This is a genomic window from Flavobacterium cryophilum, assembly GCF_048286555.1.
GTDB lineage: Bacteria > Bacteroidota > Bacteroidia > Flavobacteriales > Flavobacteriaceae > Flavobacterium.
The window spans coordinates 109,587-124,445 of the sequence record NZ_JBLVPZ010000005.1; the positions used below are offsets into that span (position 1 = coordinate 109,587).

The following is a 14,859-nucleotide window of genomic DNA, read 5'->3' on the forward strand; positions in this document are numbered from 1 at the left end:
CAAAATGGCTGAGAAAATTTCTCAGCCGTTTTGCTTTTTAGTAGATATATGAAATGCTGTAATCATTTCTTTTTCTTCTCTATCAAAATGTATTTTTTGAATACGTATTTCCAAGGTACGAAGAGTATCGGGATGATAATTCCGGAGAACATATACGCCATTTCCTCGGCTGGAGAACCTTTAAGCGTGCCGGCAGACCATAACGGATAAGCGACAACTGCAAGCCAAAGTCCTTTATAAAAAATCATAAAAAGCATTATGGGTAACATGCGCAACGTATGAAATACTCCGAAAAGTGCCAGTGTTGAGTAAGCGGCCCAAGTACACCAAGCAACAGCTCTTGTAGGATCCCATTCACCTTCATGGGTAAGAATAACGGTCCACGAATCAGGGGCAACGAAAACAAACATTAGCGCGAAGAACAGTCGCATCACATAAATATTGATTCTGCGAACCCCTTCGTAGTTCTCATAGTCAGGAAGAAAAATATTTTTGATACTGAACCTTGATTGCTTCTGCTCTTGTAACACTTGCTCTGTTGTGTTCATAATTTTTCCTATTCGTTATTCAAATTGTTAAACGTCTATTTTATAGGTATCGTTCCGGTTTTATTTTAAAGCCAAGATATAAAAAAAAGCTACATCCTTTTAAGTCAGTAGCTTATTTTGTTTTTTGTCTCATTGTTGTGTCTCAGCATTGTGGGCACGGGTAGCATTTCTACCTGTCGAATTGAGGGGAATTGTAGATATCTGTGCATTCAGCGTTTTCCTTTGGTGTTGAGGGCGTTCCGCTCGTGCCTATTCAATTTGAATCGTGTTTTATTTCCCCTTGCCACAATCGGTTGTATCCTACTCAATAATTACACATTTTCTATCATAAATGTCTTTTTCTATTTTTTTGATTTATTTTCTGAAATTTCTCTATTGATGTAGCAAACTTTGATCAAATCATTTCTATTATATTTTTTATTCAAAATTTCAATAGGAGTAAATAATTCGTCTTTTAACGCTAATTTAAATTTTTCGCTTTTTTCTTCTTTTGAACCAAGCCCATCTAACATTTTTTCAATTAGATGATTCCAATTTGGTAATCCTGAATTTATAGAAATTCCAGCACCTGTAAAAAGCACTAAATTATTTTGCTGTATTTTTTTAATTAATTGTTGAGAATTTGGGTCATTATTTGATTATATCGTTAATTTTTATTTTACGTGTAAATTGTAGCTAACTTTTAGAAAACAGCCATAAAGCGGCTATATTGTAATCTTTTTTTCTTGGCTTTGTGTCAAAGTTCAATATGTTTTAGTTCTACCAAAATTAGTGATTTTACCTACAGAAAAGTAACTCATCACTAAAAAGACGTTTTGGTTTGTTTTTATAAAAAAACCGAATGGAAATCACTTCTCAGTTGTTGTGCATTTTTAAATATATATTGAACGCTATACCTAAAAACACTTTCAATTCCTTCTAAATCTAAATTTATGCACTCCCTTTTTCTTCAGGCTAAATAGGACTCATTATTGCTGTTTGGCACTATTGGTTTTTACAATTAGTTCTAAAAAAAATCTTAAAATAATGGGTTCCTATGGTGCTTTCTTGGTTGTTTTTAGTATTTTGGCAGTAGAATCATTTATAATGAACTGATTAGTATGAAATATAGAGTCGCTACCCCGTCATTAAATCTAAGAGATTTTCCGGCAACGCAGGATAATTCCAAAATTTTAATACAAATACCTTTTAGACATACCGTTAAATTAATTGAGAAAACAGCATCAGATTGGTGGAAAGTTAAACTTTTAAACACTGAAAAAGAGGGATATGTGTTTTCAAAAGATATCGAGCTCGTGGATGAAACCAAGGAAAAAAGTATTGATATTGAAGTGCCTAATTTTGAACTGGGTGCAAAAGCAAGTCTGGACAGTAAAGAGGAAACGTACAAACCTATTGGCGATCCTTCAATTCCGTTTAGGGATTTAACGAGTCTTGAGTCTAAACTGACGTCAATTCGCAACATCATCAACGCGCTGGATGTTTCAAAAAGTTTCCGGTATCAGAAAGATACATCGGATACCTATTGTAATATTTATACTTTTGATTATTGTTTTTTTGCCAAGGTGTATATCCCCAGACTGAGATGGACTGATAAGGCAATCGAGCAACTTAAAAAAGGCGAAGAAGTGGCTGTGGTTTTTAATGATACGGTAAAACCTTTTTATTCAAATTATATCTATGATTGGTTTTTACAATCGGGTAATGAGTTTGGATGGGAAAGAATTAATGATGTTGATGAACTTCAAAAGAAAGTAAATGCCAATGGCGGAGTGGGAATCATCTGTGCTAAAAGATTTATCTTGAACAAATCAGGGCATATTGTAGTGGTGGTTCCAGAAACGGATACTGATAAAGCCTTTAGGAAAGACGGCAAAGTAATTTATCCGTTGCAGTCCCAAGCAGGGACTAATAACTATAATTATTTTTCAGAAATCAGAGAAGATTGGTGGGATAATAAAGATCCTCAAAATGGGTATGCCTCTGCTATCTTTTATTATCATGATTAGATAAAACTTCTTATGAATACTTACACTTCTTGTAGGCTTACAGTCAACAAGAAGTGTAATTATTTACTAGTTAACCCGTTCCGTTGGGTGCAATTATTCAAAACGTCAGTTCGAGTGTTTTTTGTGAAGTAAAACGGAACAAAAAATGTATCGAGAACCGTTTTTTAATTATACCCAAAGAGTTTACTGGTTCTTTTAAAAAGACACTATTGCATTTGCAATGTCGCTTGTTTTTTAATTAGTAAAGAACTGCAAAAGCCTTTTTCATAATAGGTAGCGTGTAAACTGCTGTATATTTGATCGTAGATTAATAAAGGATCATTCGATTCTATTTTAATAGACAATATGTTTTCTAAAAGAACGATAAGGTTTGATGGTACACAGGTTTCTTTGCCATGTATAATAGATTCATAGACAAAGTTATTCCATTCCAAATCACAAATAGGATTTTCGATTTCGTTTAATAGGGCATGATCCATAATAAAAACAAGAAAATTCAAAACCTCCTGTAAGTATTTTTCGTCGAAATAATCAAATATTCTAAACTCGATTCCATGATTTTTGTGCTTGTGGAAATTGATGTCAAGCCCAATTTTATCAATTTTTTCATAATCTGATATTTCAGCATAACGGTTCACCCACCACATTGGATTCGCATGCATGGGGTGTTCGTCAAAATTCATCTGGACAATTTTCCCGGTTTTCATCACATTGGTGTCATAGGTACCCACCCCAATGTATCTTGACATGGCACATCGTTGTGATGCTTTTGTCAAATTGACGCTGCTATCATTATGCGATAAATAATCAGAAGAACCGAATTTTATCATAAATAAAGGACTCAACCATTGGAATAATCGAATAGCCCTCTGGTGTTTTTTTATAAAACCTAATTTGTCCGTAATTTCACCGTCCTTATTTAACTCAGTAGGAATAGTTAAATTGAAGTGATAGGTCATGTTATTAAAAACAGAATAATTAGTGTTGTTTGAAATAAATATGGCAAAGGGATGGTTTTCAGAACATATTTTTATGGGGCCGTATTCCGTAAAGATTTTCTCTTTATGAAAGGCGCTTTGCAAATTGTTTATGAAACCTTGTTTTATTGTAGCTAGTTCAGTAATGGCCAAGTCAATATCTGTTTTGTAAAATTTTTGTGTAACAAATTCAACTGTGTCGCCGTCAAAAATGAATTCTTTTTGAAGCTCGTCTATAAAATAAGGATTGTTTTTTTGTAATATTTCAAATATACTTTCCCCTGAATATTCAGGATTTGGTTCATTATCTATGGGGTCAAAAGTCTTATGCTGGTTGTTGATGTCCGTTTTTGTAAACGAATGAGAGTTCATTAATACGGGCAAATAATATTCTTTATCGGATAATATTTTTTGCAATGAATTGGTGTATATATTTTCTTTGTAATTCTTAAAATGATTGACACTATACTTTTCAGGAATTCCTTTAGTCAGCAAAAAATGTTTGTCCACCACACGATGATTTTCAAACTCTAAATAACATTCATTTTCGATTCCTACGCCCCAATACAAATCATTTGACCTATATTGATTCCTATAATCTTTGTGTTTATCCAACAATTCAATTTCAAAACTAACATCATTCATACTATGATCCGTCATAAACTTTTTTCTCCTTCTTTTAATAAATTATGTTGATATGGGAAGCTACTTTATCAGGTAGTTTTTTTGAAATATTTTTTAATCTGTTGATTTGTTAGTTAAAATTCAAACAGCTTCTTAAATACTTAGTTCTTTTTTAATGGGGTTCAGGTTGTTTTTACTCGTACGAGACTTGAATATAAACAACTTAATTTTTTTGCAAAAGTAGGTATAATAAATCATTATTCAAGCTATATTTTCAGAACTGGAATATTATTTTTTTGCAGCGGAATTTATTGTTTTATTTACCTGTAAATCACTCATAATTATAGACTTAAAATTGAAGTCTCAAACGGGTGGAATTTTTTTTTGTGTTCCAAAATGCAAGTTTAGGATTACTTTATAACTAGATTTATTTAGGCATAAAAAAACGACTAAAATTGGATTCTTAGTCTTTTTTTTATTGGTCACAGAAATAGTTAGAACTATGCATTTTAGTGCATTTCGCTTCTAAAAAATGTTTGGCCACAGATTAAATGGATTATCACAGATTAATCTGTGCGAATCTTTTTAATCTGTGGCAAATTAAAAAGCTTTAACCTTGCAGGTTTTAAGTCTACCAAACCAAGTCTATGGACTTTAAATCCATAGTAGTTTAGTTATTTTGAGAAGCTTTTATCCCAAAAAAGCTTTCAATTCCTCATACGTTTTAATTTTAATGCTTACTTTTTCCTTTCCTAAAACACTTTCAATTTGGGTAGGAATTGGTAGTTTTACGTTTAATGTTGGTTCAACGGTATCCAAAAACTTTATTGGATGGGCGGTTTCTAAGAAAATACCAATTGCATTAGGGTGGTTTTGTAATTCTTTTTTCAAACCTAAATAACCAACCGCGCCATGAGGTTCTGCAATGTAACCGTCAGTATTATAAATAGTTTTCATGGCTTCTATCGTTTCTTCATCACTGAAAGTAAACGAAGAAAAATCTTTTTTGAACTGCTCCAAATCATTGTGGTACATTTCCTGAATTCGGATGAAATTACTTGGATTCCCAACATCCATTGCATTCGAAATCGTCGCTATCGACGGTTTTGGATTGTAAATTCCGTTTTCTAAAAACCTCGACACCGTATCATTCACATTCGTAGCTGCTACAAAATGTTCAATAGGCAAGCCCATTTTTTTGGCAATGATACCCGCGCAAATATTCCCAAAATTTCCACTTGGGCAAGAGAAAACTAACGGTTTATTTTGTTGCTTTAAGGATTTATACGCAAAGAAGAAATAAAACATTTGTGGCAACCAGCGCGCAATATTAATTGAATTAGCCGAAGTCAGGTTTTTATGTTTTAAACTTTCATCAAGAAAAGCTTTCTTCACCATATCCTGGCAATCATCAAAAACACCGTCTACTTCAAGCGCTTTAATATTCTGTCCTAAAGTAGTCAATTGTCGTTCCTGAATATCGCTCACTTTTCCCGATGGATACAGAATAATCACTTCCACATCTTTTATACCTAGAAAACCGCTCGCCACTGCACCACCAGTATCGCCGGAAGTGGCTACAAGTACCGTATTTTTACTGTCTTTGTTTTCTTTATTGAAATAACTCAAACAACGCGACATAAATCGTGCGCCTACGTCTTTGAAAGCCATCGTTGGGCCATGAAATAATTCAAGAGAATAAATGTCTTTTTCCACTTCGACAACAGGGAAATCAAAACACAAGGTTTCGGCAATGATTTCTATTAAAGTGTCTGCGGGAATTTCATCACCCACAAATTGTTTAATCGCTTCATACGCAATTTCCTCGTTGCTTAAATTTTCGATAGCATCAAAAAAAGTAGATGCTAATGGGGTAATAGTTTCCGGAAAATACAATCCTTTATCAGTGGCTAATCCTTGTGTCACGGCTTCTTGAAAAGAAACTTTGGGTGCGTTATGGTTTAAACTGTAATATTTCATTATGTATACTAATTTTAGAATCCCCACCCCAACCCTCCCCAAAGGGAAGGGAGACGAAACTGGATTCATAATGTGTTTATTGTAATTTTAAAAGCACTATTTTTTTATTCCCCTTCGGGGGTTAGTGGGATACTATTTTCATCCCTTCATCATTCACTTTTGAAACGTGAATTTCGTATGGTAAATTCATTGCATCGTATACGGCACTCATGGCTTTGGCTATTTTATCAGCGGTTTCCTTTCCTTTGCTTAAAGCAAAAATAGAAGGGCCTGAACCCGATATTCCAGAACCTAAAGCTCCGTTTTCGTACGCTGTTTTTTTGATCAAATCAAATCCCGGAATCAAGACACTTCGCAACGGTTCCACGATTTCGTCGTGTAAGGAGCGACCGATTAAATCATAATCATTGGTGTACAATCCAGCGATTAATCCGCCTACATTTCCCCACTGCATAATAGCACTTTTCAAGGAAACGGTTTGCTTCAATACCGAACGTGCATCCGAAGTTTTTAATTCAATTTGTGGATGAACCACTGTTGCATATAATTCTGATGGGCTTTTAATTTTGATAATATCCAAAGGATTATAACTTCTTACCAATGTAAAGCCGCCCAAAAGGGCAGGAGCAACGTTATCGGCATGAGCATTTCCACTGGCTAGTTTTTCGCCTTGCATGGCAAATAAAACCAGTTCTTTTCTCGTAAATGGACGTCCCAGTAATTCATTGATGCCAAATACCGCTCCAGCTGAACTTGCTGCACTGCTTCCAATTCCACTTCCGGCTTTGATGTGTTTGTAAATTTCGATTTCAAATCCAAATTCCGTTTCTACAGCTTCCAACATCGCTAAAACAGACACTCCGGCGACATTTTTTTCAGTTTCCAAAGGCAAATCGGCCCCCACAATTTTAGTAATTCGAACCCCTTTTATGGTTGATTTTCGAATAATCATTTCGTCACCTGCGGTTTCTAAACAAAGCCCAAGAACATCAAATCCACAGGAAAGATTGGCGATTGTAGCAGGGCAAAATATTTTTATTTCATTCATAATAGTCGTCTTAAAGTCTAAAGTCATAAAGGGGTAAAGTCATAGAAATGAACATAAAATCAAGTTGCTAACTTTAAGACTTTACGACATTGGACTTTACGACATATTTATAGGTTTCCAATTCTGATTACATCAGCAAATATTCCTGAAGCGGTTACTGCGGCTCCCGCACCGGCACCTTTTATTAATAAAGGTTGGTCTACATAACGATCCGTGAAAAACAATACAATATTATCTTTTCCTTCCAGATTATAAAAAGGATGGTCTTTCGGGATAAAACGCAACCCAACATTTGCTTTTCCATTTTCGAATTGCGCGACGTATTTCAATCGAGAATCTTTGCTTAACGCTTCCTTATAAATAGTTTCAAAATGGGCAGCGTGATCGATTAAAGATTCAAAAAATGCTTCGTTTGATGTAGTTTCTAAACATTCTGCAGGCATAAAAGATTCGTTGACAATCGTGTCGATTTCCATTTTATAACCGCTCTCCCGAATTAAGATCAATATCTTTCTGGCAACGTCAATTCCGCTCAAATCTATTTTTGGATCAGGTTCTGTAAACCCTTGTAATCCAGCTTCCTTTACAACGTCATGAAAAGTATTGCTTTCGTTAAAATTATTGAATATAAAGTTTAGGCTTCCCGATAAAACGGCTTGAATTTTATTCACTTTATCTCCAGAAGCAATTAGATTTTTTACAGTATCGATGATTGGTAATCCAGCCCCAACATTGGTTTCAAAAAGAAAAGGAGCATTGAACTGCCGAGATAATTTTTTAAGTTTTTTATAATTGTCGTACTCCGATGCACAGGCAATTTTATTGCACGTTACTACGGCAATATTGCGTTTTAAATAGTGTTCGTAGGTTTTAGACACGCTTTCGTTTGCCGTAATATCAACAAAAATACTATTGCGTAAATTGAGCTCTTTTACAGTGTAAAGAAACTTTTCTTTGTTCGCCGCTTCGCCATTTTCTAAAATAGATTGCCAATTTTTTAGAGAGATTCCGTCCTCGTCAAAATGCATTTTTCTGGAATTAGATAAAGCGATAACTCTTAGATTTATTTTGAGTTTGTCTTTCAGGAATTTATTTTGTTGGTAAATTTGCTCGATGAATTTCTCACCCACATTCCCAACACCCATGACAAATAGGTTTAACTGTTTGGTGTTTTCTTCGAAAAAGTTTTCATGCAGCGAATTCAGTGCTTTTTTTACATCCCTTTCGTTGATAACAGCCGAAATGTTTCTTTCAGAAGCACCTTGGGCAATTGCTCTGATGTTTACGTTATTTTTACCCAATGTGCTAAACATTCGACCGCTTAAACCTTGATGATTTTTCATGTTTTCACCAACCAAAGCAATGATGCACAGGTTTTTTTCAACAATACACGGATCGATTTTGTTTTGTAAAATTTCTACTTCAAAAGCGCTGTTGATGGCATCTTCAGCAACATCAGCATCTGAGTTTAGAATTCCGATACAGATGGAATGTTCAGATGAGGCTTGAGTAATAAAAATCACATTGATGTTTTCATGTGATAATACTTCAAAAAGTCTTTTTGATGAACCAGTGACACCAATCATTCCGGGGCCTTCAAGCGTAATCAAAGTAATATTATCAATATGGCTAATTCCTTTTACAGGATTAGTATGATCCATTTCAAGATTTGAAATATAAGTCCCTTCTGCTTCTGGTTCGAACGTGTTTTTGATAAGAATTGGAATGTTCTTTCTCAGCACGGGCTGAATAGTGGGAGGATATAAAACTTTGGCACCAAAATGAGATAATTCCATCGCTTCTTGATAGGAAATGAATGCAATAGGTTGTGCTTGTTTTACAATTTTTGGATTGGCGGTATACATTCCGTTGACGTCAGTCCAAATTTCCAAGTCAGTTGCGTTCAATGCTCCTGCCAGGATAGCTGCCGTATAATCAGAACCACCGCGACCTAAAGTCGTATTGATTCCGTCCAGCGATGCGGCTATAAATCCGGGCATTACCACCACTTGATTTGCATTCGAAGCAAAAAAATCAGCAATTAATTGATTTGAAACTTCAAAGTTTACTGTGGCTTTTCCAAAATGATGATCGGTTTTGATTAATTCACGGCTGTCTTTATAACCACTATTTTTCAGGCTCTGTTTTAATGCTTCAGCGATAATATAAGAAGACAACAATTCGCCAAAACTCAATATAGTATCCGAAGTTCTTGGAGATAATTCTCCTAAAAGATAACAACCATCTAATAAAGTTTCAAGATGATTGATAATTCTTTTTATATGACTTAAAAGTCCGCTTTGTTCGCTTACAGGAATAAGTTCTTTTAAAGCGTCTAGATGTTTTTTTTCTATATCGGTAAGGATTTCTTTAAAGCTTTCGTCACCAGCTGCTGCTTTTTGAGAAGCTAATTGGAGCAAATCAGTAATTTTGCTAAAGGCAGATACCACAACAATTAATTGCTCTTCTTTTGCTTTATTGATAACGATATCTAAAACCAGTTTTATATTTTGTGCATTGGCAACCGAAGTTCCACCAAATTTTAATACTTTCATTTTCGTTTGTTTTATATAAAAAATGTAAATGTTTATTATATACCCAAGAACTTTCTTTCTTTAGAAAAAAAATATAATAGTAGGATTATATGTAAAATGTATACCCCTACGGGGTGGTAGTTGTTGTAGTAAATGTAGCAGAAGCAACTACCCAAAGTTGAGTTGAAATCGAAGAGTGATATGTTGTTCTGGTGCTTGTCATTTGATTTTTCAAAAGTACAGTTTTTTATAAAAACGGAAACCTATTAATTGTGTTTTTGCGAATATTTTAATTTTTCAATTGCATTCTGTAATATATTAAACAATGTTTAATTTTCAAGGCCAATGTTGAAGCATTTCGTATTATTATTGATAAATAATATGATTTGCAATTCGTTTTATTACTTTATAGAAATACTTTATTACTGTAATAAAGCACGTTTAAGTAGTTTTTGTAACGATCAACATAATATACTGCGAAAAATCGTATTAATACTGATGCCTAATGTCTTCTATTTTAAGTCAATTAATTTTTAATTTTATGCATAAACCGTAAGGTTATTTGGTTTTTAGGTTTGAATTTTAAATTATCGGCATTAAATATTGTTTATTAATGTAGATTTTTTCAATTTTACCTTTTAAATAGAAAGTAAAAATGGACAATACACATTATATAAGTACTCAGTTACTCAATTTTGAAACATTAGAAGAGATTATATCTCATGGTAAATTACTGGCATTGTCTGAAGAGGCCAAAGTTAATATACAAAAATGCAGGGATTATTTAGACAGAAAAATGGCTTCACATTCTGAACCTATTTATGGTATAAATACAGGATTTGGTTCACTTTGTAATGTCAAAATTTCAAACGAGAACTTATCAAAACTACAAGAAAATTTAGTAAAATCGCATTCTTGCGGAACGGGTGAGGAGGTACCTGCTGAAATTGTAAAATTGATGTTGTTGCTTAAGATCCAATCCTTAAGTTATGGACATTCGGGAATCCAATTGCAAACGGTTGAGCGATTGATTGCATTTTATAATAATGATATTCTTCCCGTAATTTATACGCAAGGTTCGCTTGGAGCTTCCGGAGATTTAGCTCCTTTGGCGCATTTATCGTTGCCTTTATTAGGTGAAGGAGACGTTTATTTTGAAGGTAAAAAAGTGCATTCCAGTGTAGTTTTGAAGCATTTTGACTGGAAACCAATTGTATTGCAGTCTAAAGAAGGACTGGCATTATTGAACGGAACCCAATTTATGAGTGCCTATGGATCCCATATTTTGATGAAAGTCAGCAAATTTTCTTATTTGGCCGATTTGATTGGAACTATTTCATTGGAAGCTTTCGATGGAAGAATTGAACCTTTTCATGAATTAATTCATTTTATTAGACCGCACAAAGGGCAAATTGTAACGGCAAATCGTATCAAAGGATTTTTGAAAGGAAGTGAAATTATCGAACAAGTAAAATCACATGTTCAAGATCCATATTCTTTCCGATGTATGCCGCAAGTTCACGGTGCGTCTAAAGATGCGTTTGACTATGTAAAGAAAGTTTTTAAAACAGAGATCAATTCAGTGACCGATAATCCTAATATTTTTATTGAAAGCGATCAAATCATTTCTGGAGGTAATTTTCATGGACAACCACTAGCATTAGCGTTAGATTTCATGGCAATCGCTTTGGCAGAATTGGGAAGTATATCGGAGCGTAGAACCTATCAGTTGATTTCTGGTTTGCGTAATCTTCCAGCTTTTTTAGTGGATAATCCAGGATTGAATTCCGGTTTGATGATCCCACAATATACAGCGGCCAGTATTGCCAGTCAAAATAAACAATTAGCAACTCCCGCCAGTATTGACAGTATAGTTTCCAGTAATGGACAAGAAGATCATGTAAGCATGGGGGCAAATGCGGCTACAAAAGCGTTACGTGTTTTAGACAATTTAGAACGAATATTAGCAATCGAACTAATGAATGCTTCGCAAGCCATTGAATACAGACGACCGTTACTATCAAGTGATTTTATAGAGATGTTTTTAAGTGCATATCGGGAGGAAGTTCCATTGGTAAAAGAAGACCGAATTTTGCACTATGATATTGAGAATACTGTTTCTTTTTTAAATACTTTTCAAATAGAAAATGATTTGTTAATATTAACTTAACATTGGCGTAAAATAATGAAGTAATTTTGCCGAACTAAATTTTAATGAAATGAACATAAATAATTTTTTCCAATTTTTGGTTCCTAAAGATAAAAAGTTCTTCCCTCTTTTTGAGGAAGCTTCTAGTAATTTAATCGAAATTGCTACCAATTTGCATGAAGCTGTAAATCTTCCTTTTAAGGAACGTGAAGTTCTTTTCCAGAAAATTGATGTTTTAGAACAAAAAGGAGAAGACATCACACGTCAAACAAATTTAGAGTTAAGTAGAAACTTCATTACTCCATTCGATAGAGAAGATATTTATTCATTAATTAGTTCCATAGACAATGTTGCTGGAAATCTTCATGGTGCAGCAAGTAGAATGCGGTTGTATCAGGTGGATAAAATCACAAAATCAATCCGAAAATTAACGGAAATCAATCTTGAAGCCTGTCAAAACATTGATGTTGCGGTAAGAGAATTGAGAAATTTGAAAAAAATGAAAAATATTACGGACGCTTGTCTTAGAATTAATAAGTTAGAAAATAAATCAGATAATGTTTATGATAAAGCAGTTCTTGATTTATTCGAAAATGAAACTGATGCAAAAAACATTATCAAGTACAAAGAAGTATTGTCAGTTTTAGAAACGGCAACGGATAAATGTAAAAGTGTAGCGAGTGTTTTAGAATCAATTTCTGTAAAACATTCTTAATTCAATCGGTTTTATTCTGACATTATAATTATGGAATTTACTCTATTAATAGTTATTATAGTTCTGGCTTTAATTTTTGATTACATTAATGGTTTTCATGATGCTGCCAATGCTATAGCAACCGTTGTTGCCACAAAAGTATTAAGTCCTTTTCAAGCAGTCATTTGGGCGGCATTCTTTAACTTTTTGGCCTATTGGGTTTTTGGTTTTGGCGTAGCGGATACTGTTGCAAAAACAGCCAATACCATGGATATTAACTTAGTTGTGATTCTGGCAGGTGTGATAGCTGCTATCATTTGGAATTTATTTACTTGGTGGCAAGGAATTCCATCCAGCTCATCACATACCTTAATTGGTGGTTTTGCCGGAGCAGCAATTGCTCATGCAGGTTTTGGTGTAGTTTCTTGGTACAAAGACGGAAAAGATGGCGGTATGCCTTCAGGGGTTCTAATCATTGTTGCTTTTATTATACTGGCACCATTGCTAGGAGCTTTGATGTCTTATTTAATATCGATTTGGTTGCTGAATGCTTCTAAAAAGAGCATTTATCCAAAGATTTTTACAACTTCTTTAATGCTCTTGACTATTTGGTTTGTTGAAAGCCAAATGCTTTATTACGATCAAATTGAAAAACCTCGTTTTGATTCTCATTTTTGGAGTGTTGCTTTTGAAGCACATAACATCAAATGGTTTTTAGTCTCCTTTATTGTTTTGTCAATAAGTGCATTCTGTTTAATTTTCAGTAGTTTAAATTTAAATCAAGCTACGGCGTGGTTGAAAAAAATGCAATTACTGTCTTCTGCAGCCTTTAGTTTAGGACATGGAGGAAATGATTCCCAAAAAGTAATGGGTATTATCGCTGCCGCAGTTGCGGTTTATATCCACACCAGTGGGGTTGCCCAAGAATCGTTACCAGCTTGGTTAGATGTGGTGCTTCCAAACGATGAGGGAACCTTTAAAATGCCAACTTGGATTCCTTTGGCGTGTTATTCTGCTATTGCAGCTGGAACCTTGAGTGGTGGTTGGAAAATTGTGAAAACAATGGGATCTAAAATTACAAAAGTGACTTCTTTTGAAGGTGTTGCCGCAGAGACTGCCGGAGCATTGACCTTATATTTTACAGAGCATTTTAAAGTGCCTGTAAGTACAACACATACGATTACAGGTTCTATCATTGGAGTTGGACTTACTAAAAGAGTTTCAGCCGTACGATGGGGAATGACCGTTAGCTTATTATGGGCTTGGGTTTTAACCATTCCAATTTCAGCAATATTAGCAGCCATCATTTATTATATCTTTAGTATATTTATTTAATATGTGAATACCATTCGTAAAAAAACCATTCTTCAAGAATGGTTTTTTTATGCTCTAATATTAAGTTTGCTAAAATAGAAGATCTTGTATTTCTTTCGTTTTATCAAATACACTTTTAGCGAAAGGACACAATGGCACAATTTTAAAATTGTTTTCTCGTGCAAACTGTACTGCTGCCAGTACCAGTTTTTTACCGACACTTTGCCCTGCAAAATCAGGATTCACTTCGGTATGGTCAATAGTAAATGTATCAGTTCCTGTCCATGTGTACGTCATTTTTCCAGCTTCAACTTCATTAATAACGGCTTTAAAATAGCCCTTTTTGGATTCGTTTGATTGTTCAATTATCATGGATTTCTGTTTTATTGTTGTTGTTAATTCAATGAAACGTGTACTTAATTTATTCCACTTAGACTTTTGCGTATGTGTTTTCGTTTGTAATGGGTCTGCCGAAGATTATTATTCCCAGAAATAATGCTGATATTACCATCAATTTCTAGCATAGCAAGTTTTACATCTGCGAAATATTCGACCCCATGTTCGCGCATGGCTTCTTTTAATTCATCAGAAGAGATGTTTAATTTACTCAATATCTTAAAATCCAGATTCCCGTTGTGGATTAGAATTTCGGGTTTTTCCTGCATGAAACTGCTAAATCTCTTGTACTTGTACATTAGTTTTTTCAAAATAAAATTGATAAAAAAAAGTACAGAAGCCGCCGCCATGCCGCCATAAAGACTTGTGTTGCTGCCTACCATGGCATTCTGGACGGAATTACTTATCAGTAAAATCAAGATCACGTCGGCAGTGTTTAGTTGAGACAATTCTTTCTTACCAAATAGGCGCAAAGCGATAACCATAAAAAAATAAACGGCAGCACTTCGAAGAATTATATCAAGATATTCATTCATTTGTTAGTTTTAAAGTATCATGTCAAAATTTATTAACAGGTTAAAATTTG

12 protein-coding genes are annotated in these 14,859 nt (G+C 34.2%); 4 read left to right on the forward strand and 8 right to left on the reverse strand.

What is annotated here, in order from left to right:
- Positions 1-62: 62 nt before the first annotated feature.
- Both ACNQGJ_RS09370 and ACNQGJ_RS09375 read right to left on the reverse strand, forming a co-directional pair.
- Positions 63-548: a hypothetical protein gene (locus ACNQGJ_RS09370; RefSeq protein WP_417972461.1), complete on the reverse strand. Its 486-nt coding sequence runs from the start codon at positions 546-548 to the stop codon at positions 63-65.
- Between the two features lie 341 nt (positions 549-889).
- On the reverse strand, positions 890-1,129 hold the full coding sequence (locus ACNQGJ_RS09375) for a hypothetical protein (RefSeq protein WP_417972460.1): 240 nt from the start codon (positions 1,127-1,129) through the stop codon (positions 890-892).
- A 519-nt stretch (positions 1,130-1,648) separates the two neighbouring features.
- Here ACNQGJ_RS09375 and ACNQGJ_RS09380 point away from each other — a divergent pair.
- Positions 1,649-2,557 (forward strand): SH3 domain-containing protein, encoded by a 909-nt coding sequence (locus ACNQGJ_RS09380; protein ID WP_417972459.1) that lies wholly within the window; start codon positions 1,649-1,651, stop codon positions 2,555-2,557.
- A 206-nt stretch (positions 2,558-2,763) separates the two neighbouring features.
- On the opposite strand, the gene ACNQGJ_RS09385 is transcribed toward ACNQGJ_RS09380, so the two are convergent.
- The 4 genes from ACNQGJ_RS09385 to thrA form a co-directional block, all read right to left on the reverse strand.
- Complete coding sequence (locus ACNQGJ_RS09385; RefSeq protein ID WP_417972458.1) at positions 2,764-4,194, reverse strand: hypothetical protein; 1,431 nt, start codon at positions 4,192-4,194, stop codon at positions 2,764-2,766.
- Positions 4,195-4,848: 654 nt separating this feature from the next.
- A complete protein-coding gene (thrC, locus tag ACNQGJ_RS09390; protein WP_417972552.1) occupies positions 4,849-6,138 on the reverse strand; it encodes a threonine synthase in 1,290 nt (429 codons plus the stop codon).
- 121 nt (positions 6,139-6,259) lie between these two features.
- Complete coding sequence (locus ACNQGJ_RS09395) at positions 6,260-7,186, reverse strand: homoserine kinase (protein WP_417972457.1); 927 nt, start codon at positions 7,184-7,186, stop codon at positions 6,260-6,262.
- A gap of 107 nt (positions 7,187-7,293) precedes the next feature.
- Positions 7,294-9,741, reverse strand: coding sequence for a bifunctional aspartate kinase/homoserine dehydrogenase I (gene thrA, locus ACNQGJ_RS09400; RefSeq protein WP_417972456.1), 2,448 nt, complete (start codon positions 9,739-9,741; stop codon positions 7,294-7,296).
- 634 nt (positions 9,742-10,375) lie between these two features.
- Here thrA and hutH point away from each other — a divergent pair.
- The 3 genes from hutH to ACNQGJ_RS09415 are packed head-to-tail and all read left to right on the forward strand — an operon-like array spanning position 10,376 to position 13,898.
- Positions 10,376-11,890, forward strand: coding sequence for a histidine ammonia-lyase (gene hutH, locus ACNQGJ_RS09405; RefSeq protein ID WP_417972455.1), 1,515 nt, complete (start codon positions 10,376-10,378; stop codon positions 11,888-11,890).
- A gap of 49 nt (positions 11,891-11,939) precedes the next feature.
- Entirely contained in the window at positions 11,940-12,584 is a 645-nt protein-coding gene (locus ACNQGJ_RS09410) for a DUF47 domain-containing protein (protein ID WP_417972454.1), read from the forward strand.
- A 30-nt stretch (positions 12,585-12,614) separates the two neighbouring features.
- On the forward strand, positions 12,615-13,898 hold the full coding sequence (locus tag ACNQGJ_RS09415; protein WP_417972453.1) for an inorganic phosphate transporter: 1,284 nt from the start codon (positions 12,615-12,617) through the stop codon (positions 13,896-13,898).
- 69 nt (positions 13,899-13,967) lie between these two features.
- Here ACNQGJ_RS09415 and ACNQGJ_RS09420 read toward each other — a convergent pair whose 3' ends face one another.
- On the reverse strand, positions 13,968-14,249 hold the full coding sequence (locus ACNQGJ_RS09420; RefSeq protein WP_417972452.1) for a GNAT family N-acetyltransferase: 282 nt from the start codon (positions 14,247-14,249) through the stop codon (positions 13,968-13,970).
- Positions 14,250-14,293: 44 nt separating this feature from the next.
- The gene (locus tag ACNQGJ_RS09425) at positions 14,294-14,809 is read right to left on the reverse strand and encodes a DUF421 domain-containing protein (protein WP_417972451.1); all 516 of its coding nucleotides are present in this window, start codon (positions 14,807-14,809) and stop codon (positions 14,294-14,296) included.
- Positions 14,810-14,859: the final 50 nt, after the last annotated feature.